The organism is Thermobacillus sp. (assembly GCF_003390775.1).
GTDB lineage: Bacteria > Bacillota > Bacilli > Paenibacillales > Paenibacillaceae > Thermobacillus > Thermobacillus xylanilyticus.
Genome location: NZ_QEWA01000049.1, coordinates 21,249 through 46,250, shown reverse-complemented (window position 1 = coordinate 46,250; position 25,002 = coordinate 21,249). Strand labels below are relative to the sequence as shown.

At 63.6% G+C, this 25,002-nt stretch carries 21 protein-coding genes; 9 read left to right on the top strand and 12 right to left on the bottom strand.

What is annotated here, in order from left to right; genetic code table 11:
• Positions 1-65 precede the first annotated feature (65 nt).
• The 10 genes from mdh to C6W55_RS14450 form a co-directional block, all read right to left on the bottom strand.
• Positions 66-1,007, bottom strand: coding sequence for a malate dehydrogenase (mdh, locus tag C6W55_RS14495; RefSeq protein WP_015255449.1), 942 nt, complete (start codon positions 1,005-1,007; stop codon positions 66-68).
• A gap of 31 nt (positions 1,008-1,038) precedes the next feature.
• Positions 1,039-2,337 (bottom strand): NADP-dependent isocitrate dehydrogenase, encoded by a 1,299-nt coding sequence (gene icd, locus C6W55_RS14490; protein WP_015255450.1) that lies wholly within the window; start codon positions 2,335-2,337, stop codon positions 1,039-1,041.
• A gap of 102 nt (positions 2,338-2,439) precedes the next feature.
• Positions 2,440-3,552, bottom strand: a complete 1,113-nt coding sequence (gene citZ, locus C6W55_RS14485; RefSeq protein WP_286893456.1) for a citrate synthase — start codon at positions 3,550-3,552, stop codon at positions 2,440-2,442.
• A gap of 244 nt (positions 3,553-3,796) precedes the next feature.
• On the bottom strand, positions 3,797-4,270 hold the full coding sequence (locus C6W55_RS14480) for an acyl-CoA thioesterase (RefSeq protein WP_015255452.1): 474 nt from the start codon (positions 4,268-4,270) through the stop codon (positions 3,797-3,799).
• Between the two features lie 124 nt (positions 4,271-4,394).
• On the bottom strand, positions 4,395-6,149 hold the full coding sequence (gene pyk, locus C6W55_RS14475; protein ID WP_286893453.1) for a pyruvate kinase: 1,755 nt from the start codon (positions 6,147-6,149) through the stop codon (positions 4,395-4,397).
• A gap of 193 nt (positions 6,150-6,342) precedes the next feature.
• A complete protein-coding gene (locus C6W55_RS14470) occupies positions 6,343-7,440 on the bottom strand; it encodes an acetyl-CoA carboxylase carboxyltransferase subunit alpha (protein WP_083883242.1) in 1,098 nt (365 codons plus the stop codon).
• Entirely contained in the window at positions 7,440-8,297 is an 858-nt protein-coding gene (accD, locus tag C6W55_RS14465) for an acetyl-CoA carboxylase, carboxyltransferase subunit beta (RefSeq protein WP_286893450.1), read from the bottom strand. The genes C6W55_RS14470 and accD overlap by 1 nt, the downstream gene beginning before the upstream one ends.
• A 113-nt stretch (positions 8,298-8,410) precedes the next feature.
• Positions 8,411-8,599, bottom strand: a complete 189-nt coding sequence (locus tag C6W55_RS14460; protein ID WP_015255456.1) for a hypothetical protein — start codon at positions 8,597-8,599, stop codon at positions 8,411-8,413.
• Positions 8,600-8,775: 176 nt separating this feature from the next.
• The gene (locus C6W55_RS14455) at positions 8,776-9,312 is read right to left on the bottom strand and encodes a phosphatidylglycerophosphatase A family protein (RefSeq protein WP_015255457.1); all 537 of its coding nucleotides are present in this window, start codon (positions 9,310-9,312) and stop codon (positions 8,776-8,778) included.
• Between the two features lie 591 nt (positions 9,313-9,903).
• Entirely contained in the window at positions 9,904-13,626 is a 3,723-nt protein-coding gene (locus tag C6W55_RS14450; protein WP_286893446.1) for a DNA polymerase III subunit alpha, read from the bottom strand.
• Positions 13,627-13,748: 122 nt separating this feature from the next.
• Here C6W55_RS14450 and C6W55_RS14445 point away from each other — a divergent pair, with 122 nt between their 5' ends.
• The 3 genes from C6W55_RS14445 (at position 13,749) to C6W55_RS14435 (ending at position 15,250) form a co-directional block, all read left to right on the top strand.
• The gene (locus C6W55_RS14445; RefSeq protein WP_286893444.1) at positions 13,749-14,075 is read left to right on the top strand and encodes a YtrH family sporulation protein; all 327 of its coding nucleotides are present in this window, start codon (positions 13,749-13,751) and stop codon (positions 14,073-14,075) included.
• Between the two features lie 2 nt (positions 14,076-14,077).
• Entirely contained in the window at positions 14,078-14,587 is a 510-nt protein-coding gene (locus C6W55_RS14440) for a sporulation membrane protein YtrI (protein ID WP_286893442.1), read from the top strand.
• Positions 14,588-14,947: 360 nt separating this feature from the next.
• Positions 14,948-15,250 carry a YtpI family protein gene (locus C6W55_RS14435; RefSeq protein ID WP_286893440.1) on the top strand — a complete coding sequence of 101 codons (303 nt, stop codon included), beginning with the start codon at positions 14,948-14,950 and terminating at the stop codon, positions 15,248-15,250.
• Positions 15,251-15,254: 4 nt separating this feature from the next.
• On the opposite strand, the gene C6W55_RS14430 is transcribed toward C6W55_RS14435, so the two are convergent.
• Positions 15,255-16,595, bottom strand: a complete 1,341-nt coding sequence (locus C6W55_RS14430; RefSeq protein WP_015255462.1) for a DRTGG domain-containing protein — start codon at positions 16,593-16,595, stop codon at positions 15,255-15,257.
• A gap of 122 nt (positions 16,596-16,717) precedes the next feature.
• Here C6W55_RS14430 and C6W55_RS14425 point away from each other — a divergent pair, with 122 nt between their 5' ends.
• The gene (locus tag C6W55_RS14425; RefSeq protein WP_286893438.1) at positions 16,718-18,061 is read left to right on the top strand and encodes a sensor histidine kinase; all 1,344 of its coding nucleotides are present in this window, start codon (positions 16,718-16,720) and stop codon (positions 18,059-18,061) included.
• 25 nt (positions 18,062-18,086) lie between these two features.
• Here C6W55_RS14425 and C6W55_RS14420 read toward each other — a convergent pair whose 3' ends face one another.
• Positions 18,087-19,256: a DUF445 domain-containing protein gene (locus C6W55_RS14420; RefSeq protein ID WP_286893436.1), complete on the bottom strand. Its 1,170-nt coding sequence runs from the start codon at positions 19,254-19,256 to the stop codon at positions 18,087-18,089.
• 147 nt (positions 19,257-19,403) lie between these two features.
• Here C6W55_RS14420 and C6W55_RS14415 point away from each other — a divergent pair, with 147 nt between their 5' ends.
• The 5 genes from C6W55_RS14415 to C6W55_RS14395 are packed head-to-tail and all read left to right on the top strand — an operon-like array spanning position 19,404 to position 25,002.
• Positions 19,404-20,768, top strand: coding sequence for a YheC/YheD family endospore coat-associated protein (locus tag C6W55_RS14415; RefSeq protein ID WP_286893435.1), 1,365 nt, complete (start codon positions 19,404-19,406; stop codon positions 20,766-20,768).
• Entirely contained in the window at positions 20,743-21,990 is a 1,248-nt protein-coding gene (locus C6W55_RS14410; protein WP_286893434.1) for a YheC/YheD family endospore coat-associated protein, read from the top strand. Before C6W55_RS14415 ends, C6W55_RS14410 begins: the two co-directional genes overlap by 26 nt.
• Positions 21,987-23,357, top strand: coding sequence for a YheC/YheD family endospore coat-associated protein (locus C6W55_RS14405; protein WP_286893432.1), 1,371 nt, complete (start codon positions 21,987-21,989; stop codon positions 23,355-23,357). Before C6W55_RS14410 ends, C6W55_RS14405 begins: the two co-directional genes overlap by 4 nt.
• On the top strand, positions 23,357-24,514 hold the full coding sequence (locus C6W55_RS14400; protein WP_286893430.1) for a YheC/YheD family endospore coat-associated protein: 1,158 nt from the start codon (positions 23,357-23,359) through the stop codon (positions 24,512-24,514). Before C6W55_RS14405 ends, C6W55_RS14400 begins: the two co-directional genes overlap by 1 nt.
• On the top strand, positions 24,514-25,002 hold the full coding sequence (locus C6W55_RS14395; RefSeq protein ID WP_286893426.1) for a GNAT family N-acetyltransferase: 489 nt from the start codon (positions 24,514-24,516) through the stop codon (positions 25,000-25,002). The genes C6W55_RS14400 and C6W55_RS14395 overlap by 1 nt, the downstream gene beginning before the upstream one ends.

Sequence of the window (25,002 nt, the reverse complement as noted above, 5' to 3'; positions counted from 1 at the left end):
CCGCTGAAACGCGCAAGACCCTGAACGCCTGTCAGGGTCTTGCAGCGGGCTCCGGAAATGGCCATTCAGCCGGCTGCGATGCGGATGACGCTGCGGACGGATTCGGCGGATTTGTCGAGCGCCGCCTTCTCCTCCGGCGTCAGTTCCAGCTCGAGCACCCGCTCGATGCCGCCGCCGCCCAGAATGACCGGAACTCCCATGAACAGATTGTCATAGCCGTACTCGCCTTCAAGCAGCGCGATGACCGGCAAAATGCGCTTCTTGTCTTTCAGAATCGCTTCCGCCATCTGCACGAGCGACGCGGCCGGCGCATAGTAGGCGCTGCCGCTGCCGAGCAGACCCACGATCTCTCCGCCGCCGACGCGGGTGCGCTGCACGATCGCCTCGATCCGTTCCTTCGGCAGCAGCTTCTCGATCGGAATGCCGCCGACGTTCGAGTACCGGACGAGCGGGACCATGTCGTCGCCGTGGCCGCCGAGCACGAATCCGCGCACGTCCTCGACCGAGACGTTCAGCTCCCGGGCGATGAACGTGCAGAAGCGCGCCGTGTCAAGCACGCCGGATTGGCCGATGACGCGGTTCTTCGGAAATCCGAGCGTCCGCCAGGCGACCCAGGTCATCGCGTCGACCGGATTGCTGAGGACGATGACGTACGCATCCGGGCAAGTCTGCCGCACCTGCTCGCACACCGAGCGGACGATGCCCGCGTTGGTCGTGACGAGATCGTCGCGGCTCATGCCCGGCTTGCGCGCCACGCCGGCCGTAATGATGACAATATCGGAGTCTGACGCGTCCTTGTAATCGGAAGTGCCCGTGATTCGGCTGTCGACGCCCAGCACCGGCGTCGCCTCGAGCATGTCCAATGCCTTGCCCTTCGTCGGATTCTCCAGTTGCGGAATGTCGAGCAGCACGACGTCGCCGAGCTCCTTCTGCGCGAGCATGAGCGCCGTCGTCGAGCCCGTGAAACCTGCGCCGATTACCGTAATCTTCTTCCTCTTGATGGACACGTTCCCACGCCAACCTCCGTTTCAAACGGCATCAAGCCATATGTTTGATAACCTCGTCGGCGAACTCCGAACATTTGACTTCCTTCGCGCCTTCCATGAGGCGGGCGAAGTCGTACGTGACCGTCTTGTTGTTGATGGCCGTCTCCATCCCTTTGTAGATCAGGTCAGCCGCTTCCTGCCAGCCGAGATGCTCGAGCATCATGACGCCGGACAGGATGACGGAACCCGGGTTGACGACGTCCTTGTCGGCGTATTTCGGCGCCGTGCCGTGGGTCGCTTCGAAGATCGCGTGACCCGTAACGTAGTTGATGTTCGCGCCCGGCGCGATGCCGATGCCGCCGACCTGGGCAGCCAGCGCGTCGGACAGGTAGTCGCCGTTCAGGTTCAGCGTCGCGATGACGTCGAACTCGGCCGGACGCGTCAGCACTTGCTGCAGCGCGATGTCCGCGATCGCGTCCTTGATGATGATCTTGCCGGCCGCTTCCGCTTCAGCCTGCGCCTTGTTCGCGGCTTCGACGCCTTCGGCTTCCTTGATGCGGTCGTATTGGCCCCAGGTGAACGTCTTGTCCGGGAATTCCTGCTCCGCGACTTCGTATCCCCAGTTCTTGAACGCGCCCTCGGTGAACTTCATGATGTTGCCCTTGTGCACGAGGGTCACCGATTTGCGCTTGTGTTTGATCGCATACTCGATGGCGGCGCGCACGAGCCGCTTCGAGCCTTCAGACGATACCGGCTTGATGCCGATGCCGCTCGTCTCGGGGAAGCGGATCTTTTTCACGCCCATTTCCTTCTGCAGGAACTCGATCACTTTCTTCACTTCGGGCGTGCCTTCCTGATATTCGATGCCGGCATAGATGTCTTCCGTATTCTCGCGGAAAATGACCATGTTGACGAGATCCGGACGCTTCACCGGCGACGGAACACCCTGGAAGTAGCGGACCGGACGGAGACAGACGTACAGGTCCAGCTCCTGACGCAGCGCGACGTTCAGGGAGCGGATGCCGCCGCCTACCGGCGTCGTCAGCGGACCCTTGATGGCCACGATGAATTCGCGGATTGCGGTCAGCGTATCGTTCGGCAGCCATTCGCCGTATGTATTATACGCTTTCTCGCCGGCAAATACTTCGTACCATGCGATTTTCTTCTCGCCTTTGTAGGCTTTCTCCACAGCCGCGTCCAGCACGCGCTTCGATGCGCGCCAAATGTCGCGGCCCGTGCCGTCGCCTTCGATGAACGGCACGATCGGGTTGTTCGGTACTTGCAGTTTGCCGTCCTTGATCGTGATTTTCTCGCCTTCCGTCGGCGGCGCAAATTTTTCGAGTTGCAGCATGGTGATGGTTCCTCCTTTACCTGAATCAAGCAGTCAAGTTGGCCGCAATACAGCTTCAGTGTCCGTCAACGGATCGGGCTCGTCCCGTCCGGACGGATCGTCTCACCGCTGGTCGATCGGCACGTAGCGCACATTCGTCGGGCCGGTATATTCCGCCCGCGGACGGATCAGCCGGTTGTCGCTGTACTGTTCGAGAATGTGCGCCGTCCAGCCCGACACGCGGCTGATGGCGAAGAGCGGCGTGAACAGGTCGCGCGGAATGCCCAGCATCGTATAGACCGAAGCCGAATAGAAATCGACGTTCGGCTTCAGCCCCTTCTGTCCGGTCACGAGCTCCTCGATCTTGACGGACATCTCGTACAGCTTCAGGTTGCCCGCCCGTTCGCCCAGCTCGCGGGACATCTTCTGCAGATGCTTCGCGCGGGGGTCGCCGTTCTTGTAGACGCGGTGGCCGAAGCCCATGATCTTCTCCTTGTTGGCCAGCTTGTTCATGATGTAGGACTCGACGTTTTCGATCGAACCGATCTCGTCAAGCATGATCATGACCGCTTCATTGGCCCCGCCGTGGAGCGGACCCTTGAGCGCGCCGATCGCGCTCGTGACACCCGAATAGATGTCCGAAAGCGTCGCCACCGTGACCCGAGCCGCGAACGTCGAAGCGTTCAGCTCGTGATCCGCATGCAGCACGAGCGCCTTGTCCAGCGCCTTGACGGCGACTTCATCCGGATCCTTGCCCGTCAGCATGTACAGGAAGTTGTGCGCGATGGATACGCCGGATTTCGGCTGGATCGGTTCCTTGCCCTCGCGGATCCGCGCGAATGCGGCCACAATCGTCGGCAGCTTCGCCTGCAGCTTCACCGCCTTGCGCAGGTTGGCTTCCGGCGACATATCGTTCGCCTCTTCATCGTACAATGCCAGTGCGGAGACAGCCGAACGAAGCGCAGCCATCGAGTTCGCTCCGGGCGGGTAAGTCCTCAGCTGCGTGAGCAGTTCATCGGGCAGCGCCGCGTTGGCGGCGAGCTCATCCATCAGACTCTTCAGCTCGGCCCTGTTCGGAAGTTTGCCGTGCCAGAGCAGATAGATGGTCTCTTCGAAGGTGGCATGTTCCGCCAGCTCGTCGATGTTGATCCCGCGGTAGGTCAATGCGCCGTCGATGATCGAACTGATCGCCGAAGTCGTCGCGACGATGCCTTCCAGACCTTTCGTTGCTGTCATGTCTCTCTCTCCTTTTCCGCAATTTCCGGGGAAATATTTTGCCCCATATTGCCGCCTGCGGGCATACGGAAGCACTTCAGCCGAGTAACGTACCAGAATATCATAACTTTTTTTGACGGGCATGTGAACATTCATGTAATGTTTGTTGGAAATAAAAATGCTTTATCGCCGTCATAAAAGAAGTTTTTGCCCTCGGACCAACCATCTGCATATGCCGGTATATTGTGCGACTTCTTCCCGCTTTTCATCCGCCGCCGGCCAGCCGCCTGAGCAGCGCGTACAGTTCCGGGGCGGCCCTGTCGAGCCGCGTCGGCTTCCAGTCCCGATTCAGCCAGACGTGGCCGGTTCCGCCTGCCGCGAGCAGCCTGCCGGGCAGTTGCCCGTCCGCATCCGCCGCCGCCGGCGGCTGTTCATCCTCCCCGATCAGCCGGACCTGCGAGTCGAAGTTCAGCCTGAGCGGCGACACTTCCCGCAGCCGGGTGCAGATGACGATGCGGTCGTCATACCGGGCCGGCTGCTCGTACCGGACGTTCAGATCGACGACCGGCAGCAGCAGTCCCGCGTCTTCCACCTTTCGATACGGCCATCCCGCATGCCGGATGAATTCGGTCCGCCCGATCTCGAACCAGGTCACGTAATTCGCGTAGAACACGACGTCCATCCGGTCCGTCTCCTGATAGCGGACACGCAGCGGGAACAGGTGCCAGTGCGAAGCCATGTCACGCCTCCCCCGTTGAAACTCGCCTGCGAACCGAATCGCCGGCGCACGCAGACACGGGAGCGGCCGGACCGCTCGGCGGTCCGCCGCTCCCGACTCGGTGAGCTTCCGGCGGACGGCGCGCTTACAGCACGCGCGCCTGTCCCGTATAGATGACGCCGATCTCGGCGTAGACCGTCACTTCCATCCCGTCCGACATCCGTTTCGTCGCATCGGACACGCCGAGCACGACCGGGATGCCGAGGTTCAGGCCGACGACGGCCGCGTGGCTCGTAATGCCGCCCTGCTCCGTGATCAGCGCCGCCGCTTTCTCGATGGCCGGCATGTATTCGCGGTTCGTCGAAGGCGTAACGAGAATCATGCCTTCCTTCGCCTTGGCGATCGCTTCTTCCGGCGTGTTCGCGACGACGACCTTGCCGGTCGCGGACTGGCTGCCGATCCCCTGGCCCTTGGCGACGAGATCGCCGACCGTATGAATCTTGATGAGGTTCGTCGATCCGGAACGTCCGACCGGCACGCCGGCCGTGATGACGACCGTGTCGCCGAGCTTGACGAGACCGGATTCGACGGCGCCGTTCACGGCGATGTCGAACATCTCGTCCGTCGTCTTCGCCGGCTTGCCGAGCACCGGAATGACGCCCCAGACAAGCTGCAGGCTGCGCATGACGTGCTCGACCGGCGTGACGGCGATAATCGGCGCCTTCGGACGATATTTCGACACCATCCGCGCCGTATAGCCGCTCTCCGTCGAAGTGATGATCGCATCCGCCTCCAGATCGAGCGCGGAGTTCGCGACCGCCTGGCTGATCGCTTCCGTCACGGTCGTCTGCTGGGCGCTCGCCTGGCGGAGGAAAATCTCCCGATATTCAAGCGCAGCTTCCGCCCGCTCCGCAATGCGCGCCATCGTCATGACCGATTCAACCGGATATTTGCCGGCCGCCGTCTCGCCCGACAGCATGATCGCGTCGGTGCCGTCGAAGATGGCGTTCGCGACGTCGCTCGCTTCCGCGCGGGTCGGCCGCGGGTTGCGCTGCATCGAATCGAGCATCTGCGTCGCCGTGATGACCGGTTTGCCGGCGCGGTTGCATTTCTCGATCATCATTTTCTGCACGAGCGGCACTTCCTCGACCGGAATTTCGACGCCAAGGTCGCCGCGCGCCACCATCAGGCCGTCCGCCACTTCAAGTATTTCGTCCAGATTGTCGACGCCCTGGCGGTTTTCAATCTTGGCAATGATCTGAATATGCGACGCGTTGTGCCGTTCCAGCAGTTCGCGGATTTCCAGCACGTCGCTTGCTCTCCGCACGAACGATGCCGCAATGAAGTCAATGCCCTGCTCGATCCCGAAAAGAATGTCGTTGGCGTCTTTCTCCGTGATGCCAGGCAGCGAAATGGCAACGCCCGGAACGTTGACGCCCTTCTTGCTCTTGATCGGGCCGCTGTTCTGAATCTCGCACTTGATCTCGGTGCCCTGGATCTCAACAACCTTCAGGCCGATCAGGCCGTCATCGAGCAGAATGGTGTCCCCGACCTTCACGTCCCGGGGAAGGTCGCTGTACGTCACCGGGATGCGGTGCCTGTCGCCGAGGATGTTCTCCGTCGTCAGCGTCACGAACTCGCCCGCCACGAGCTCGACCGGCTCTTCGGCCAGATTGCCGAGGCGGATCTCCGGACCCTTGGTGTCGAGCAGGATGGCGACGGTCTTGCCCAGTTCGCGGCAAGCCTGGCGGATGTTCTTGATCCGGTTGCCGTGTTCCTCGAAATCGCCGTGGGAGAAGTTCAGCCTCGCGACGTTCATGCCCGCCAGGATCAGTTTCTTCGTGTTCTCGAGTGATTCGCTTGCGGGACCGATGGTGCATACGATCTTCGTTTTGCGCATGTGCGGTATCCTCCGTTATTAGGTCAAACCTTGGAATGTTCACGCAAGCAAAACGGCTCGCTCCGTCTTCCGGGGCGGGCGAATCCGTCTTGCAGTGAAGGAACAGTCTCCTTGCAAGCGGAAAAACTTGCAAAGTCGCATCCTTAAATAAAATACACGATACTGGCTCAACTGTACATGGGCCTGTCCGGTTTCAGCGGGCGTTCGACTCTATCGCCGCGCTTGCGTCCGCACTCTCATCCGCCGCATTCCCGGCAGGGGGCTCCGGCTCCTTCCGGTCTTCCTCCGCTTCCGGCTCCCCGGATTTCCGCGGCGGATCCGGCGGCGCATCCGAACCTCCCGATCCGATCACGCCGATGCTCCGGAACTTCCGGTACCGGTCCTCGACCAGCTCCTCCGGCGACATCGCCATCAGTTCCTGCAAGTGGCGCCAGACGGCCTCTCTCACCAGCTCGGCCTGTCCTTCCGGATCGCGGTGCGCGCCGCCCTTCGGCTCGGGGATCACTTCCTCGACGATGCCGAACGCATGCAGATCCTGCGCCGTAATCTTCATGGCCTCCGCCGCTTCATCCGCCCGGGATGCGTCCTTCCACAGGATCGACGCGGCCCCGTTCGGCGAAATGACGGAATAGATCGCGTTCTCGAGCATGAGCACGCGGTTGCCGACACCGAGCGCCAGCGCGCCGCCGCTGCCGCCCTCGCCGATGACGACGCAGACGATCGGCACGCGCAGCGTCGACATGACGAGCAGGTTGCGCGCGATCGCCTCCGACTGGCCCCGCTCCTCGGCGGTGTCGCCGGGGTAGGCGCCCTTCGTGTCGATGAACGTGATGATCGGCCGCCCGAACTTGTCCGCCTGCCGCATCAGGCGCAGCGCCTTGCGGAACCCTTCCGGATGCGGGCTGCCGAAGAACCGGGCAATGTTGTCCTTCGTATCTTTGCCGCGCTGGTGGCCGATGACCGTCACCGGAACGCCGTTCAGCTTGGCCAGCCCGCCGACGATCGCCAGATCGTCCGCGAACAGCCGGTCGCCGTGCAGCTCGATGAAATCGGTGAAAATCGCCTGGATGAAATCGAGCGTCGTCGGCCGCTGATGGTGGCGCGCAATGTGCATTTTCTGCGCGGCGGTGAGGGCGCTGTACACTTCGTTTTCCAGCTGCCGGTACTGCGCTTCGAGCCTTGCGATCTCGTCGGAGAAGTCGAACCCGCGCTCCTCCGCGAATTTGCGCAGTTCGTCGATCTTGTTCCTGAGCTCGAACAGCGGTTTCTCGAATTCCAGTCCTCCGGCCATCATTCCGCCCTCCTCATGCTGTGCATGTCCAGCAGTTTCGCGAGCACCGTCCGCATATCCTTGCGGTGCACCACTTTGTCAAGCTGGCCGTGCTGCAGATTGAATTCCGCGGTCTGGAAGTTGTCCGGCAATTTCTGGCGGATCGTCTGCTCAATGACGATCCGTCCGGCGAATCCGATGAGCGCTCCGGGCTCGGCCAGATTGTAGTCGCCGAGGCTCGCGAAGCTGGCCGTCACGCCGCCGGTCGTCGGGTCCGTCATGACGGAGATGTAGAGCCCGCCTTCATCCGAGAACCGCGCGAGCGCCGCGCTCGTCTTCGCCATCTGCATCAGGCTGAAGATGCTCTCCTGCATCCGGGCGCCGCCGGACGTCGAGAAGAGAATGAGCGGCAGCCGCTTGTCACGGGCATACTCGATCGCGCGCGTGATCTTCTCCCCCACGACCGATCCCATGCTGCCCGTAAAAAAATGAAAGTCCATCACCCCGACGACGACCGGATGCCCGTCGATCGAACCGGTGCCGGTGATGACCGCCTCGTTCATGCCCGTCTTCGCTTTCTGCTGCTCGAGCTTGGCGGCGTAACCGGGAAAGCCGAGCGGATCGCCGGACTGCATGTCCGCGTCAAATTCATGCAGGATGCCGTCGTCCATCGTCATCGCGATCCGTTCCCGGGCGGTCAGCCTGAAATGGTATCCGCAGGACGGGCAAACTTTCAGATTCTTCTCCAGTTCCTTGCTGTATTGGATGTTGCCGCACTTCGGACATTTATTCATCAAGCCTTCGGGAATGTCCCGCTTTACGGGCCGTTCGGTAGGAATGGTCGCGTATCGTTTTTTATGAAAGAGATCCTTGAACATGAAGCCACCTCTCAGGGCACAAAATTATTGTGACGTGGCCGGCCGGCGCCCGCGTGTGGCGTCATCTGCTCCGTCAAAGGATGGCCGTACCCGTCACAACCGGAGGGTGCTGATCAAGCATTCAGTATTTCGTTCAATACTTCCTGCACTTCGTCCAATTCTGCGGATGGAACCAATATCTCGTACTGCTGTCTTGAGAGATTGACCGGCCTGACTTGCACGAGGAAACCTTCTTCGGTCAGACGCTGGCGGATTGTCTCGGAGATTTTCGCAGTCGGCGCGATATAGATTACCGTCCACATCGAAAGGTACCTCCCGAACCATTCGCAAGAAATAAGGCCGCATGTTGCCATAATGATAGCATATCCGCCCGATATGCCGCAACAAACAGAGCCGCGGCGGGCTTGTCCGCTCCGCGCCGCTTGCGTGGTTTGCGGACGAGCCAGCGGCAGCCGGTCCGGTCCGGGAGGCCGTCCGTTCAGCCCTCCCCCGGCAGCCCGTATTTGCGCGCGTCCGGGTTCTGGTGTGCGATCCGCGCCGATGCCGCGGCCGCAAGCGCCGACACGAGATCGTCCAGGAAGACGTGGACGCCGCGGCCGTGACGATCGCCGATATTCCCGCCACCGCTTCCGCCGTTGGCTGCGCCGTTCAGCCTTCCGATCACGCCCGGCTTCATTTTGTCGAGATACCCGAAGCTCGTCAGGCCGATCATGCCGTAAACGGAGACGATGCCGAGCGCCAGTGTCTCGTCAACCCCGTACAGCGATTCGTCTGCCTCCATGATCTGCTGCAGCGGTTCCGGCAGGAGGCCCCGGTCGGCCAGTTCATCCAGCGCGATGCCGGTCAGCAGCGTATATTGCACTTCCCGCTTCGCGAGCACCGCGCGCACGCTTTCCTCGCAATCGGCAATCGTCAACCGATCGTTGTAAGGACGCTGCAGGGACAGGACGATGTCCGCCACATCCCTGACCGAAACGCCTCTGCGTTCGAGCCATCGTTCAATCGCCGCGGTCATCCGCATACCCCCAATCGGGGCCTTGCGCGCTGCCGGGCAGCGCAGGCCCTTGTCTAACGATATGCATCCGACACGGCGAACGTTCCTTGGGATTTTCCGATCGACTGTTGCAGGCCCTGTTATGGCACGGCGTGCCGTTATTCAGGCTTGCCGCTGCGAGCGGGCAAGCATTAACGGCACGGGATGCCGTTAATGGCTGCCTTTGTTCATTCCCTGGGGCTCACGCTGCCTTTTAACGGCACGGCGTGCCGTTATTCAGGCTTGCCGCTGCGAGCGGGCAAGCATTAACGGCACGGGATGCCGTTAATGGCTGCCTTTGTTCATTCCCTGGGGCTCACGCTGCCTTTTAACGGCACGGCGTGCCGTTATTCAGGCTTGCCGCTGCGAGCGGGCAAGCATTAACGGCACGGAATGCCGTTAATGGCTGCCTTTGTTCATTCCCTGGGGCTCACGCTGCCTTTTAACGGCACGGCGTGCCGTTATTCAGGCTTGCCGCTGCGAGCAGGCCAGCATTAACGGCACGGAATGCCGTTAAGAGCCCTGTGCTGCAAGCTGGTGCCGCAGACAAAACAGCGGCAATCCCGTGAGCCGCTACTTCACGACGGCCGTGCCTTCACCGAGCAGCCGCACGATCGCGGCGAACAGCTCGCGGGAAGGTTTGACGCGCACGCTGTCGCCCAGTTCGATCGTCCGCTGTTCCCGCTCGTAGTAAAGCACCGTGCGCAGCGGGCCCGGATGGCCGTCCAGCAGACGGCGGAGCTCCCGGAGCACGCCGGGCTGTTCCCGGTCCGCCGGTATGCGGACGAAAACCCGCTGCTCGCGGGAAGCGGTCCGCCGCGACGCCGAAGCCTGGGGCGGCACGGAGGCCGGCAAAGGCGCCTCCGCGCGCAGGGCAGCCGCATCGTCAGGCCGTTTCGGCCCGCCGCCCGGCAATGGCGCGGCAGCCGTCCCCGGCGCATGTGCAGATGCGGCCGCGGAAGCGTCGGGTCCGCCGTGTGCGCTCCGGCCCGCGCTGAAGCCCGCGCCGCTCATGCCGCTTGCGCCGGGCTCGCCGGCCGCCGGGCGCCGGGCGCGCGCGTTCGCGCGGCCGCGCATCCGCCGGACATGGGGAGCCGGATTCGGCCCGTCCAGCGGCACGATGTCGTCCACGATCAGCTTGAAATCTTCATCCTGCTGCTGCACGACCGCCTGCACCAGGGCGAGCTTGCCCTTCTCCAGCCAGAAGCTGCTTCGCTTCCATACGCTCTGGAAGACGACTGCTTCCACGCGCGCGATCCGGTCTTCCAGCTCCAGGAAGCCCATCTGCTGCCCCTTGCGGCTCGTGAACGGCTTCACCGAGACGATCAGCGCGGCCGTCACGACCGCGGCGCCGTCCGGCGCGTCGGCCAGCTCGTACAGCCGGTCGACGCCGAGCCGCTCCAGCTCCGCTTCCCGCTCGTCCAGCGGATGGCCCGACAGGTACAGGCCGAGCAGCTCGCGTTCGAATTCGAGCTGCTGCCCCCGGGTGTAGGGCCGCACGTCCGGCAGCTCGACGTCCCAGTTGTTCACTTCCTCGAAGCCGAACAGCTCGATCTGCAGCTCTTCCCGTTCCTTCCGCCACTTCGAGACCGATTCGATCGTCTCGTCGAGCGCCGCGAGCAGCTGGGCGCGGTGGCCGGGCAGCCCGTCGCACGCTCCCGACAAAATGAGCGATTCCAGCACCCGCTTGTTCACGACCCGGAGGTCGACGCGCCGGCACAGGTCGAGCAGGCTGTCGAACGGCCGCTCCTCCCGGGCCGCCTTGATCGCCTCGATCGCCTGCGTGCCGACGTTCTTCACGGCGCCGAGCCCGAAACGGATCGCGCCTTCCGTCGGCGTGAACGATTCCTCGCTCTCGCTGACGTCCGGCGGCAGCACCGGGATGCCCATCCGGCGGCATTCGTCGACGTATTCCGCCGTCTTCCGCTGGTTCCCGGTGACGGAGGCGAGCATCGACGCCATGAACGGGATCGGATAGTGCGCCTTCAGATAGGCGGTCTGGAACGCGAGCACCGCATAAGCGGCGGCATGCGCCCGGGGGAAGCCGTAGTCCGCGAACCGGACGATCATGTCGTACACCGCGTTCGCCTCCGCTTCGGTGTACCCCTGCTTCACGCTGCCCGCGACAAAATGCTCCCGCTCCTTGTCCAGCGTCTCGCGCTTCTTCTTCGACACCGCGCGCCGCAGCAGATCCGCCTCGCCGAGGGAAAAGCCGGCCATCTTCGAGGCGATCTGCATGATCTGCTCCTGATAGACGATGATGCCATAGGTGTCGGCGAGGATCGGTTCCAGCGACGGATGCGGATAGGTCACCTTCGCGCGTCCGTGCTTGCCGGCGATATATTGCGGAATGAACTCCATCGGGCCCGGACGGTACAGCGCGAGCACCGACACGAGGTCCTCGAAGACCGTCGGCTTCAGGTCGCGCAGCACGCGCCGCATGCCGGCCGATTCAAGCTGGAAAATGCCCGTCGTCTCGCCCCGGCTGAGCATCGCGTACGTCTTCGGGTCGTCGTCCGGCACCCGCCGGAAATCGACCGTCTTCCCGTACAGCTTGCGGATCCAGGCCAGCGTCCGCTCGAGGATGGAGAGCGTGCGGAGGCCCAGAAAATCCATCTTGAGCAGCCCGACGGCTTCCAGCGCGTCCATCGGATATTGCGTGAGCGCGGTCCCTTCGCCGCCGGACTGCAGCGGCACATGGTCCGTCAGCGGATCCTTCGAGATGACGACGCCGGCCGCGTGGGTCGACGCGTGCCGCGGCATGCCCTCGACCTTGGCCGCCGTCTTGACCAGATGGTCCACCCGCGGATTCTTCTCGCACAAGGCGCGCAGTTCCGGACTCGCCTCGAGCGCCTTCTCCAGCGTCATGCCTGGCTGATTCGGAATAAGCTTCGCCGCCCGGTCGACTTCGGCATACGGCACGGCGAGCGCCCGGCCGACGTCGCGCACGGCTGCCCGGGCCGCCAGCGTGCCGAACGTGATGATCTGGGCCACATGTTCCTCGCCGTATTTTGCTGTCACATAGGCGATCACTTCATCGCGGCGCTCGTCATCGAAATCGATGTCGATATCCGGCATCGACACCCGCTCCGGATTGAGAAACCGCTCGAACAGCAACTTGTACTTGAGCGGGTCGACGTCGGTGATGAACAGCACATAAGCGGCAAGGCTGCCGGCGGAGGAGCCGCGGCCGGGTCCCGTCCGGATGCCCCGCTCGCGGGCGAACCGGATGAAATCCCAGACGATGAGAAAATAGTCGCTGTACCCCATCCGCTCGATGACGTCCAGCTCATACGCCAGCCTTCGCTCCGCTTCCGTGCGGAAGGCGGGATCGCTGCGCCACGCCGCTGTTCCGCCGTAGCGCGCGGCCAGCCCGTCCCGGCACAGCGCGCGCAAATATTCCGCGGAGGTCATCCCTTCCGGAACCGGCCGGAACGCGGGAAGCTGCGCCCGGCCGAACGTCAGCTCCAGATTGCAGGATTCGGCGATCCGCACCGTATTGGCCAGCGCTTCCGGCACATGCCGGAACCGCGCCGCCATCTCCTCCGCCGATTTCAGGTAGTTCTGGTCGGTCGTGATCTTCAGCCTGTCCTCGTCCTCGATCGTTTTGCCCGTTCCGATGCAGAGCAGCACTTCCTGCAGCGCCGCATCCTCCGGCCGCAGGTAGTGGACATCGTTGGTTGCGACGAGCGGGATGCCGGTCTCCTCCGCCAGACGGATGAGGCCGGCTGCCACCTTCTTCTGCTCCGGCATGCCGTGATCCTGGATCTCCAGATAGAAATCGTCGCCGAACATGTCCCTGAGGCGCAGCGCAACCCGCTTCGCTTCCTCGTCCCGTCCGTGCAGCAGATGCTGCGGAATCTCGCCGTTCAGACAGCCGCTCAGAACGATCAGCCCGTTCGCGTGGGCGGCGAGCGCTTCGTAGTCGATGCGCGGCTTGTAATGGAAGCCTTCCAGGTGGGCGATCGAGGTGAGCCGCATCAGGTTGCGGTAGCCGTCGGCATTTTTCGCAAGCAGCGTCAGGTGGTGGATCGGATGGTCACGGCGCGAACCCTTTTCCAGCCGGGAGCCCGGCGTCAGGTAAACCTCGCAGCCGATGATCGGCTTGATCCCGCAGGCGACGCAGGCGTTGTAGAACGGAATCGCGCCGTACATGACCCCGTGGTCGGTGAGCGCGAGCGCCTTCATGCCGAGCTCGGCCGCCCGGTCCGCCAGGCCGCGGATGCGCGCCGCGCCGTCGAGCAGACTGTATTCGCTGTGCACATGAAGATGAACGAACGAATCCGGTCGCGTCATAAGCGCTTGTCCCTTCCGTACGCGTAATTACGCCATCATTTTATCATAAAAAAGTTCGGTCATCTCATAGACTGGGTAGCGGAGAAGGCCTGTCCAATGCGGAACATGCGGGAGGTGCCGGCATGATCGTTTTTCTGTCGACGGCTGTTATCGATTTCTTCATCGCTTTCGGGGTCATCATCGGCGGATCGCTGCTCGCCGCGGTCGGCGCGGTGTTCGTCTCGTATCCGCCGGCTTCGACGATGCTCGACACGGCCATGCGGCTCAAGATATGGGCGATCGTCGTCGCGATCGGCGGCACAATCGACCCGGTGCGCGTCATCGAGGCGAACGTCACCGAGGGCCATCTGTCGCCGGCCGTTCAACAGATTCTGCTTATCGCCTGCGCGTTCCTCGGGGCGCATCTCGGGACCGAACTGGTCCGCTGGATCGTCCGGGGGGGACTGTGACGATGCGAGTGCCGTCGTTCGACCGGTTCCGCAGGATGAGCACCGCGCTCGGCATTTTCGTGCTTGGCATGGTCGCGGGCGCCGCGGTGTATAACGGGCTGTTCGCCGCGAAGTTCGACGCGCTGGTCGAGCGGCTGCACGAGGCAGAAGAGAAGCTCGGGGAATATGAACTGGAGATCCGGAAGCTGACGAATTACCGGAACCAGCACGGCATCATCAAATCGGTCGTGCCCCACATCGAAACCAGCCGCGGTCCGGACGGCAGTCCGAAGCCGCTTGATACGGTGACCGAAACAATGCTCAAGCAGCAGCTCCGGCGCGATCTCTCCGCTTTCCTCGGGCGCAACGTCTACGACATCGACTCGGAAGCCCGCCTGGCGCGGCTTCTGCTGGACGGCAAAGTGTACAAGGGATTGAAGAACACCGATTACGTGGTCGAGATCCGCACCGTGCTCGTCGCCGACGGCACGATGACCGTCTGGGTAACGGCGCGGCCGCGGCTGCCGGGGTGAAATATGACAAATCCCGGCCCGATTTGATACAATGGCAAGAGATTGTCGGGACGTTTGATCACCCGGACGATATCGGGGTGCTGATCAACCGTCTTTTTCAGCTTCGTGCGTGCTGAAGTCTCGCCGGACGAGCGCCTTGAAGCACTGTAACGTGGTATCCGCGTTACAAATTCGTCTGGTAGGCGCCTTGGGGCGCCGTAGCGTGGTATCCGCGTTACAGACTCTTGCGAGACTTCGAACGCCTCATTTACGCACTATACACGTTGCAACCGCACCATAAAAATGGGACCGCCCGCAATCACCATCTCAAATCCGTCTTGCGGACAGGCCCGTGAAATGAAAAGGAGCCGACATCACATCATGCCGATCGAAAATGTCGTTCTGCAATGGGTGCTCTCCATAGGCGTGATCGCCTCGCTCGCGGCGACCGTCTATTACAGCCTGCGGTACCGGCGCAGCGCCGATCTTAAGACGCGCGGCCTGCTGTCGGCGCGGATGAACATCGTCATGGGCATCATGCTGATCCTGCTGGCGCTGATCCAGATGCTGCTGTTCACCGGATCGACCATCCGCGTCATCGTCGGCGCCGTTTTCCTGCTGCTCGGCCTGTTCAATCTGTTCGCCGGGCTGCGCAACCACAGCGTCTACCGTTCGCTGAAGTAATCCTTTACAGCGGATCGATCATCTGCGCCGCGGCGAGCGCCTTGACGGCCAGGCCGTGCTCGTCGTGCAGCTCCATCTCCACCTTGGCCGACTTGCGGCTCAGCTCGAGCAGACGCGGCATGAGCCGAACCTCCGCCTCAATCTGCACCGGGCGGACGAAATACGTCGTGATGCTCTCCACGACATGGCCGCGCCGGGAAACCTCGCGAATCGTCTGCTTCGCTGCCAATGTCAGAAGCGAGAGCAGCGTGCCCTCGGATACGGTGCCGGCCGGTCCGGACATCTGCGGCGTCATCTTGCCGACATAGACCGGCAGCGCGTCTTCCGTCCGCTTTTCCTCCGTGAACCCGCTCCAGATCAGATCATCGATCGTCTCGCCCGGCTGCTGCTTGCCGGCGAACTGCATCGCCCGCGTAATGTCCGACCGGCTGACGACCGCCAGCAGCCGCCGGTGCCGGTCGACGATCGGCAGGAGGTCGATGCCCTCGCTCGTCATCCGGTGGGCGGCCGCCGCGACAGGCATCGACGGATGCGCCGTAACCGGCGGGCGGGTCATCCGCTTCTCTATCGCCTCATCCGGTTCCGCGCCGTCGGCGTCGCGCGCCGTCATCATGCCGACGATCCGTCCCCGGTCGTCGACGACGGGAAAACGGGCGAATCCCGTCCGCTCCCGCAGCCGCAGGTAGTCGGCGACCGTCTCGCTCATCCGCAGCGTAAGCGGCGCGCTGTCCGTCGTGACGATGTCTTCGAGCAGCATGATCTTCCGCGTAATGAGCCGGTCGTACATCGCCCGGTTGATCATCGAGGCGACCGTGAACGTGTCGTGCTTCGACGAAATGACCGGCAGCCCGGTCTCGTCGGCCAGCCGGATCACGTCTTCGCCGGTGCCGAATCCGCCGGTGATCAGCACGCCCGCGTGCCGCTCGAGCGCCCGCCGGTGCGCGTTCTCCCGGTTGCCGACGATCAGCAGGCTGCCGGCGTCGATGTAGCGGACCATCGCGTCGAGCTCCATCGCGCCGATGACGAACTTGTGCAGCGGCTTGTCGAGTCCCGCCGCGCCGCCGAGCACCTGGCCCTCGACGATGCCCGCCACGTCGCCGAATGTCAGCCGTCCGTCCCGCTGTCCCTGCTTCTTCTCGATCCGCACCGTGCCGATGCGCTCCCGCGTGCTGACATAGCCGGCGCTTTCCGCTTCTTTCAATGCCCGGTACGCCGTTCCTTCGCTGACGTGCAGCTTGCGGGCGAGCGAGCGGACCGAGAGACGGGCGCCCACCTTGAGATCCTTGATATATTCCAAAATGCGTTCGTGCTTCGTTACCGCCTCGTCGCGCGGAACTTCCGGCATGACCATCTTCCCTCCGCTCATGCGAAATGTTATTCTCATTTTACCAGAAAGCCGTTATAGTGAAGATATGCCCTGGATCCGTTTCACCGGCATTCGACACCGGGGCCTGGCGCGAGGTGTGTATGGAGTTTCCGTTGCTGCTGAAGATCGGATGTCTTGTCACGTTTCCCGAGGCGCTGACCGCGTCCTGGTTCTGCTTTCGTTTCTTCGGGCTGCGCCCGCCCCGATTCTTCCCCAGGCTGTTCTTGCTGGCGATTGTGTCGTCCGTGCTCATCGTCATCAGCCTGTCGCTGGTCGACCCGTTCATCCAGCCGTTCGCCGGCATGGTGTTGTATTTTGCCGTCTTGTCGCTCGTCTGTCCCGATCTGCCGTGGAAGGTCCGCGCCTTCCTCACGCTCGTCACGGGCTTGCTCTTCTTCCTGGTCGAGCTGTCATCCGTTGTCTATCTGGCATCCATCGGCGGCAGCCTGCCGACGGATCCCGGCGACTGGCCGCTGTATCGCTTCTTCCAGATGTTTTGGCCCGCGCATGCGCTGCTCGGCGCCTCCGCCTTGTGGATGGAGCTCACCGGACGTTCTCCCGGCCGGCGCGTGCTGCATTTTCTCATGAATGAGCGCAACCGGTACATTCATTACTATGTCGTTCTCGCCTTCGTCCAGTGTTTTCTCCTGATTCTGCTGTTCATGACGCGGTATGTACACGTGCGCGAGTCCGGCTTGCGCCTGCTGTTCTATGTGGGCATTTTCGCGGTCATCGTCATATCCTTCCTGACCGTGCGGCTGATTGCAAGAGCGCGCGATGAAGCCATCCGCGTGACGCAGGAGGCGTTCGTCGGCGACCTGATGCAGATGCTGACGACGATCCGCGGCCAGCGGCACGACTTCGTCAATCATGTGCAGACGATGTACGCGATGCTGACCATGAAGAAGCACGAACAGCTGAAACAATACATGGAAGAAGTCGTCGGGGAGATCCGTTCCGTAACCCGTCTGGCCGAAAAAATTCCGGCCACGGCGCTGGAATCGCTGCTGATGGCGAAGCAGGCGATCGCCCAGGTCAAGCAGATCCGGTTCGAGTATCGGCTGACGGAACTGCCGGAAGGTCTGTCCGCGGTGCGAAGCATCGATCTGGTGCGGATCGTCGGCAACCTGGTCGACAACGCCTTCGATGAAGTGATGAAGCAGAAGGAGAGTGCGCGGATCGTGACGCTGGACATCGACCAGACGGACGGCGAGCTGCGCATCAGCGTCGGCAACGCCGGCGATCCGCTGCCGGAGGCGGAGCGGAAGCGCATCTTCACCCCCGGCTACAGCACGAAGAAGAAAGGCCACGAAGGGCTCGGACTGCCGATCGTCGTCGAACGCGTCAGACATTACGGCGGCGATGTCGAAGTCGGCTTCCAGCCGGAGCGCGGCATCGTCTTCACCGCCCGCATTCCGATCAATCCGGAAGTGCGGCATGTCTGATACCTTGAGGCGCGGGGCGGCCTGATCACCGGACAAGCTGCAGGAACACGGACTGAACCAGTCCGATGATGCCGCCGAGCAGCGCGCCCAGCCAGGTGATTGCGCGGAATTCCCGCCCAGACAGGCTCAGCATGATGCGCTCGACCTGTTCGACCGGAAATTTCTCGACCTGCTTCTGCACAAGCTGGGGCAGTTTGAAAGCGGCGACAACCGTCTCCAGCCGGCGGTCCAGCAGGTCGAACGCGGCGCCGACGATCGCCCGCAGCGCCTCTCCCCATGCCCGTTCATGGCGGATAAGCAGTTCGCCGACATCCGTTTTCTCCAGTTCGCCGATCCGCTCTTCCAGGCGAAGCAGCCGCAAGGCCTGCTCTTTCAGCCAGGGGAGCGGATTTTCTTCGCCCGACAGGCGCGCCGCCGCCTGCTCGAGCGTCCAGTCTCCCGCTTCCGCCAGCTTCTTCGCGATGAACGTCCGCATCATCTCGCGCAGCGCGCCGCTTTCAAGCTGCTCGACAAGCACCTCGGTCAATTTTGCCGCCGCCTTGTCCTCATCCACGAAAATGCCCGCGAGCACGCCGATCCATCCGCCCGTCCGGTCCAGCAGCCCGTCGATCATGTTGCGCAGCGTCCGCTGGCCGCGAATGGAAAGCAGCTCCTCCCGGAGCGAAACGGCCAGCCAGTCCGACAGATCCTCCGCCCATCCGGCGGCCGTCTCTTCGGACCAGCCGGGCACCAGCTCCGCGATCGTCTTCGCCTTCCAGCCGCCTTCTTCCCACAACCGCTCGACCCACCGCTCCGCCAGCCCGGCGCCCCGGGCCGCCCATTTCGTCCGCATCGCTTCCCATGATTCACGATCCGTGAACTTCAGGATCAGCCGTTCCGCCGTGAGGCCTTCTTCGGCACGGGCCAGAAGCCAGCTTCGGATCTTCGCGGCCGCGGCTTCCTGCATCGCGCCGCCGCGCAGCCATTCCCGAATCCCGTCGGCCGTCACCAGATAGTCCGCGACGACATGGCCCAGCGCCGCAGCGATCTCGTCCTTGCGCTTCGGGATGAGGCCCGGCGTGAACGGCACCCGTCTGCCCAGGATGTACAGCGCGCGCCGCGGATGGAACAGCATTTTGATCGCGAAATGATTGGTCAACGCGCCGACGAAAGCGGCGACGCACACATTCACCGTGATGAATAGCCACAGCTGCATCTTTGGTCCGTCCTTTTGCGCGATCGGCCGGAGGGGCCAATCACCAGTGTATAGATGTCCTCATATAGTGGAGTAATCGTGATCATTGACCAGCTTGTGCCGTCGAGCGGCCCAGGGCGCCTGCGTGAGGGACGAAAGGAGATCGAGATGCAAAGTTCGAAGATCAGCGTTCAGATCGTCAGCCCCGGCATCCTGTCCGAAGATACGCTCATGCTTGGCGAATCGCACCTCAAAAAGTGGCAAATTCCGCAAGGTCAGACCGTTCAGCTCAAATTCGGCGCTTACCGCGACAACGTGAAGGTGATTCCCGTCCAGCGCTACGACGGCATGCGCATCAGTCAGGCCCTGGCCGGCCGGCTCGGTCTGCACGCGCCGTGCACCCTCCGCATGCGCTATCGCCGCGCATCGCGCCAGCTCGTGCTCGGACCGCTCATCGGCGTGCTGGTCAGCCGGGATTATCCGAATTCGCCTGATCGTCCGTTCGGATCCATCACCAGTTTCTGCAAGGAATTGGTGGATGCAGCGCGCATCCAGGGCGCTTCGGTCTATTTTCTGACGCCGGCGATGCTCGGCGGCAGCGTCTCCCGGCTGGACGTCTGGGTCTATGCCGACGGATGGCGCCGCGCGAAGGCGCCCGCGCCGGATGTCATCAACAATCGGCTGACGACGCGCAAGCTGGAGAATAAAACCAGCGTACAACATTTCTTCAAGGAAGTAAAATCGCGCTTCGGCACGCAGGTGTTCAACGAAAAATTTCTCGACAAGTCGGAAGTGTTCAGCGCGCTCCGCAAACAGCCGTCGCTCGGCCGGTATTTGCCCGAATCCCACCTGCTGAGCGGCTTTCCGATGCTGAAATCGATGTGCTCCCGCTACAGTACGGTGTTCCTGAAACCGGTCCGCGGCAGCCTCGGCAAGGGGATCATCAAGATCGTCCGCCTGCCGTCGGGAGGATACGCCGCGCATCATGCGACAACGCTCGGCACGCGCCGCCAGCAGTTTCCGACGCTGCTCAAGCTGTACGCCGCCATCTCGGGCAAGCTGCGCGCGGCCCGCTACCAGGTCCAGCAGGGGCTGAACCTGATCGAGACCGGGGGCCGGCCGATCGATTTCCGCGCGCTGGTGCAGAAGAACGGTTCCGGCGAGTGGATCGTGACTTCGATCGTGGCGCGGATCGCGGGCGGCCAGCATTTCGTGTCGAATATCGCCAGAGGCGGCACGCTCAGCACGGTGAGGGAAGCGATCGCGAAATCGAACCTGGCCGCCGGCCGCCAGGATGCCTCCGCACGGCTCCGGACGGCCGCCCTGCAGATCGCGGCCGGCGTCGATGCGCAAATTCCGGCGCATTTCGGCGAACTCGGCATCGACCTCGCGCTCGACACGTCCGGGCGCGTCTGGCTGCTGGAAGTGAACAGCAAGCCGTCCAAGAACGACAATACCCCGCTCTCCGCCACGGGCATCCGGCCGTCCGTGCGGGTCATGCTGCTCTATGCGCGCCATCTGGCCGGACTGTGAGCGGCCCGCCCGCCGCGGCGGACGGGGACGGTTCGGCGTGCTGATCAGCCGGGAGCCGGCCGGCGGCCGGATGCCGGAAGACCGCCTGTGCCGGATGCTGGCGGCGGCCGGAAGCGACATGGGGCTTGACGTGATCGTGTTTGCGCCGGAAGGCGTCCGGGAGGAGCGCAGCCGCGGACTGGTGCGCGGCTGGGCGCTCGCGGAGGGCGGCTGGATGCCGCTGCTTGCGCCCGTGCCGCCGGTCTGGTTCGACCGGCGGTTCCCGCGCTCGCCGGCAGAGCAGGCGGCAGGCGCGCGCGCCGTCCGCATCCTGCGGCGGCACGGCGCGGCGCCGCTCGGCCGCGCTCTGCCCGGCAAAGCGCAGGTGTACGCGGCGCTCAGGCGGTGCCGCGCGCTGGCCCCGCTGCTGCCGCCGACGGCGGCCTTCAGGCCGCGGCGGCTCGCCGGGCTGCTCGCGGCGCATCCGGCCGGCTTGTTCCTGAAGCCGGCCGCCGGCATGCAAGGCCGCGGCACGGCCGCCTTGCGCCCCGAGCCCGGCGGCGGCATCGTCCGCATTGCCGGGCGGACGATGCGGAACGAGGCGTTCGAGCTGCGCGTGCCCGCAGAGCGGCTCGCGCAGGCGGCCGAGGCGCTGACCCGCGGCCGCCCCTACCTCGTGCAGCCGCTGCTCGATTTGCGGACGGCGGCAGACGAACCGTTCGACCTCCGCCTGTTCGTGCAGAAGGACGGCTCCGGACGGTGGGGCGTGACCGGCGCCGCCGTCCGGATCGGCCGGCGGGGCACGGCGGCGAGCAATCTGCACGGCGGCGGCACGGCGCGCCCCGCCTTGCCTTTCCTTGCGGCGATGCTGGGCGATCATGCGGCCGCCCGGCTGCTGGGTGAGGCGAAGCGCGCCGCGCTGCTGGCCGCCCGCGAGGCCGAGCGCGCGTTCGGCCGGCTGGCGGAGATCGGCGCCGATTTCGGCATCGAACCGGACGGCCGGCTGTGGCTGCTCGAACTCAACGCGAAGCCCGGGCGCGCCATCTTCGCGGAGATCGGCGATGACGCGGGCGAAAGGCTGGCCGCGGAACGGACGATTTCTTACGGCCTCCGCCTGATGGCGGCGGGCGCGCCGGCCCGGGGAACCCCGGGCCCCGCGCTTCTTACGGACCGGCGCCGGAAGCGCTGCATGAACGGGACGACTGCTCACTCTACGGCTACCATGCAGGAGGTTCAATCATGAGTCTTACGAATTGCAACGTCCGCTTCTCGCAACAGGCCGACCGGGTCGTGTACGTCACCGGGGCGCTGCTGAAGCAGCTCAAGCTGACCGGCAAAAAGCGGATCCTGCTCAAGCTCGGCAGAGAGAAAGCGACGGCCGTCCTGCGCCCGCTGCGCAGGGACGGGAAGTACATCTACCTGTCGGCCGGCATCCGCAATCTGATGGGCGTGCCGAAGGCGGGAAGCGTCTATATCCAGAGCGCGAACAACGAAGTGCAGATTGGCCCGCTCATCGGCGTGCTCACGGACTCCTCCGTCCGGACTGCCTCGATGCCGTTCGGTTCCCGCACGCCGTTCATCCGGCAATTGCTTGCGGTCGGCGGCAAGAAGGCGTACTTCTTCGCGTTCACGCCGCGCGACATCGACTGGCAGTCGGAGCAGGTGAACGGCTGGTTCCTGAATCCGAAGGGCGGGTGGATCCGCAAGAAGGTGCCGCTGCCCGACGTCGTCTACAACCGGCTGCCGAGCCGCCGGGCGGAGCTGACGTCGTCGATCACCGGACTCCGGGAAAGGTTCGTCCGCAAAAACATCCCCTTCTTCAACTGGAGCTTCTTCAACAAATCGGATGTCTACGACCTCCTGCAAGGAGATCCGGACGGCGAGAAACATTTGCCGGAATCGGTGGCGGGGCCGACGCCGGAGAAAATCAAGGAAATGATCGAGAAGCACCAGTTCGTCTATTTCAAACCGACGGCCGGCAGCCTCGGCGCCGGCATCTATCGGCTGACGTATCACCCGAAACGCGGTTACTTCGCCAGGTACCGGCGGAACGGCCGCAACGTGCTGCTCCGGTTCCCTTCATTCCGCTCCCTCATGCGCATGCTGCAGGCGCGGCACGGAAGCTCGCTGTCCCGCTACGTCATCCAGCAGGGGATCCGGCTCGTCGAAATCGACGGATGTCCGATCGACTTCCGCTTCCATATGCACAAGAATGGCAACAACGAGTGGGTCCCTGTCGGCATCGGCGCCAAGAAAGCCGGGCGCGGCAGCGTGACGACGCACATCAAGAACGGCGGCTCGCTCATGACGCCCGAGCAGGCGCTCAGCCGGACGTTCGGCGAACGCGCCGGCGAAGTGCTGGAGAACGCGAAGAAAGTCGCCGTCAAGCTGTCCGAGGCAATTGAGCGGAACTATCCGCATACGCTCGGCGAACTCGGGCTGGACATCGGCATTGACAAGAACGGCGGCGTCTGGATGTTCGAAGCGAACGCGAAGCCCGGCCGCTCGATCTTCAAGCATCCGGCGCTCAAATCCCAAGGCCGGGCTTCCATGGAATATATTCTGGAACATTGCCTGTATCTGGCCCGCTTCAGGAGGAGGGAGGCATAATGCAGCATCCTGCTGCGGAACAGCAGCCCGCCGTAGACGCCAAAGCGAAGCGCCCGGCGTTCGCGATTCTGACGATCGAGGACGACGTGCAGCTTTTCCGGGGCAACCGGAACAACTTCGCCGACCTGATCAAGACCGGCCGGGAGCTCGGCTTCACCACCTACGTCGTGACGGTGAGCCAGCTCAAGCTGTCGAAGCCGCGCGTGGCCGGCTACACGTTCTCGGAAGAGACGCAGACGTGGAAGAAAGGCTGGTTCCCTCTTCCGGACATCGTCTACAACCGGGTGCCGATGCGCGAAGACGAAATGCTCCCCGCGGTGCGGCGCAAAATCGCGGCCTGCCTGAAACATCCGAACATCCGGCTGTTCAACCCCGCGTTCTTCAACAAATGGAGCCTGTTCGAGTGGCTGAGCATGTCGAAGACGACCCGGCCGTACATTCCGGTAACGCGCCGGCTCATCAGCCGGGAAAGCCTCCGGAACATGCTCAAGCAGCATCCGTTCCTGTACCTCAAGCCGGTCAGCGGCAAGGCGGGCGTCGGCATCATGTCCGTGCGGCTGTTCAAGGAGAAACAGCTTCCCTACCGGCTGAAGCTGCAGCAGAAGAAGCGGAGCAAGACGTTCCGCTGCGGCACGTTCAGCGCGCTGTGGAACCGGATCAAGAAGCAGCGCCAAGGCGAGCGGTACATCGCGCAGCAAGGCATTGAACTCGCCGCTTACGGCGACCGGCAGTTCGATCTTCGGGTGCTCATCCAGAAAAATCAGCGCGGCCAGTGGGACATTACCGGCATCGGCGCGCGGCTCGCCGGGTCGGCGAGCATTACGACCCACGTGCCGCGCGGCGGCAGCATCGAGGAGCCGGAGAAGCTGCTGGTCGGCGCGTTCGGCCCCGAGCACGCGCGCAAGATTCTGACCAAGGTGAAGAGCGCCGCTCTGCTCATCGCCCGTCAGATCGAGCGGGCTTCCGGCCATGAGCTCGGCGAGATGTCGATGGATCTCGGCGTCGACAAGCAGGGCGGCATCTGGTTCTTCGAGGCGAACTCGAAGCCGATGAAGTTCGACGAGCCGCACATCCGGCAGAAGTCCCTCGAACGCATTTTCCAATACAGCCACTTCCTGCTCAAACAGAAGAAAAAGAAGAAAGCGAGCGGAGCCTGATGGAGACGAAAATCCGCTTCGTGACACCGGTCAAATGGATTCTGCACCGCCGGAGGCTGCTCGCGTTCGCGGCGGCGTTCGGCGACGGCGCGATCGGCGAAGACGCGCTGCGCCGGCTGGCCGAACTCGATCCGGTGCTGCTCGGCCGTCCGGACAGGACCGGCACGGCCTGCGTCGTCGCGAAAGCGGGCGGCTGGACGGCCGGCGTCGCGCTGGCGATAGGCCGCGGCCGGGAAGCGTTTGTTGTCGTCGTGCATCCCGCCGTGCGCGGCCGCGGCATCGGGACGACCCTGACCCGGGCGCTGCTGGCGCGGACCGGGTCGCTGGACTGCCGCGTGCCGGCCTCCGACAGCCGGGTCGTCGCCATGTGCAGGCGCGCCGGACTGATGGAGGTCGACGCACCGGAAGCGGACGGCGGCTTCGTGCGGTTTGCGGGCGCACTGACGGCGGGACCGGACCGCTGCGCCGAACGGGAGTGTGAACCCTGA

Excerpts from the sequence above, each read along its gene's own strand:
- icd (WP_015255450.1), bottom strand. The coding sequence starts at position 2,337 with ATGCTGCAACTCGAAAAATTTGCGCCGCCGACGGAAGGCGAGAAAATC.
- citZ (WP_286893456.1), bottom strand. The coding sequence starts at position 3,552 with ATGACAGCAACGAAAGGTCTGGAAGGCATCGTCGCGACGACTTCGGCG.
- C6W55_RS14480 (WP_015255452.1), bottom strand. The coding sequence starts at position 4,270 with ATGGCTTCGCACTGGCACCTGTTCCCGCTGCGTGTCCGCTATCAGGAG.
- pyk (WP_286893453.1), bottom strand. The coding sequence starts at position 6,149 with ATGCGCAAAACGAAGATCGTATGCACCATCGGTCCCGCAAGCGAATCA.
- C6W55_RS14470 (WP_083883242.1), bottom strand. The coding sequence starts at position 7,440 with ATGGCCGGAGGACTGGAATTCGAGAAACCGCTGTTCGAGCTCAGGAAC.
- accD (WP_286893450.1), bottom strand. The coding sequence starts at position 8,297 with ATGTTCAAGGATCTCTTTCATAAAAAACGATACGCGACCATTCCTACC.
- C6W55_RS14460 (WP_015255456.1), bottom strand. The coding sequence starts at position 8,599 with ATGTGGACGGTAATCTATATCGCGCCGACTGCGAAAATCTCCGAGACA.
- C6W55_RS14455 (WP_015255457.1), bottom strand. The coding sequence starts at position 9,312 with ATGACCGCGGCGATTGAACGATGGCTCGAACGCAGAGGCGTTTCGGTC.
- C6W55_RS14450 (WP_286893446.1), bottom strand. The coding sequence starts at position 13,626 with ATGACGCGACCGGATTCGTTCGTTCATCTTCATGTGCACAGCGAATAC.
- C6W55_RS14445 (WP_286893444.1), top strand. The coding sequence starts at position 13,749 with ATGATCGTTTTTCTGTCGACGGCTGTTATCGATTTCTTCATCGCTTTC.
- C6W55_RS14440 (WP_286893442.1), top strand. The coding sequence starts at position 14,078 with ATGCGAGTGCCGTCGTTCGACCGGTTCCGCAGGATGAGCACCGCGCTC.
- C6W55_RS14435 (WP_286893440.1), top strand. The coding sequence starts at position 14,948 with ATGCCGATCGAAAATGTCGTTCTGCAATGGGTGCTCTCCATAGGCGTG.
- C6W55_RS14430 (WP_015255462.1), bottom strand. The coding sequence starts at position 16,595 with ATGCCGGAAGTTCCGCGCGACGAGGCGGTAACGAAGCACGAACGCATT.
- C6W55_RS14425 (WP_286893438.1), top strand. The coding sequence starts at position 16,718 with ATGGAGTTTCCGTTGCTGCTGAAGATCGGATGTCTTGTCACGTTTCCC.
- C6W55_RS14420 (WP_286893436.1), bottom strand. The coding sequence starts at position 19,256 with ATGCAGCTGTGGCTATTCATCACGGTGAATGTGTGCGTCGCCGCTTTC.
- C6W55_RS14415 (WP_286893435.1), top strand. The coding sequence starts at position 19,404 with ATGCAAAGTTCGAAGATCAGCGTTCAGATCGTCAGCCCCGGCATCCTG.
- C6W55_RS14410 (WP_286893434.1), top strand. The coding sequence starts at position 20,743 with ATGCGCGCCATCTGGCCGGACTGTGAGCGGCCCGCCCGCCGCGGCGGA.
- C6W55_RS14405 (WP_286893432.1), top strand. The coding sequence starts at position 21,987 with ATGAGTCTTACGAATTGCAACGTCCGCTTCTCGCAACAGGCCGACCGG.
- C6W55_RS14400 (WP_286893430.1), top strand. The coding sequence starts at position 23,357 with ATGCAGCATCCTGCTGCGGAACAGCAGCCCGCCGTAGACGCCAAAGCG.
- C6W55_RS14395 (WP_286893426.1), top strand. The coding sequence starts at position 24,514 with ATGGAGACGAAAATCCGCTTCGTGACACCGGTCAAATGGATTCTGCAC.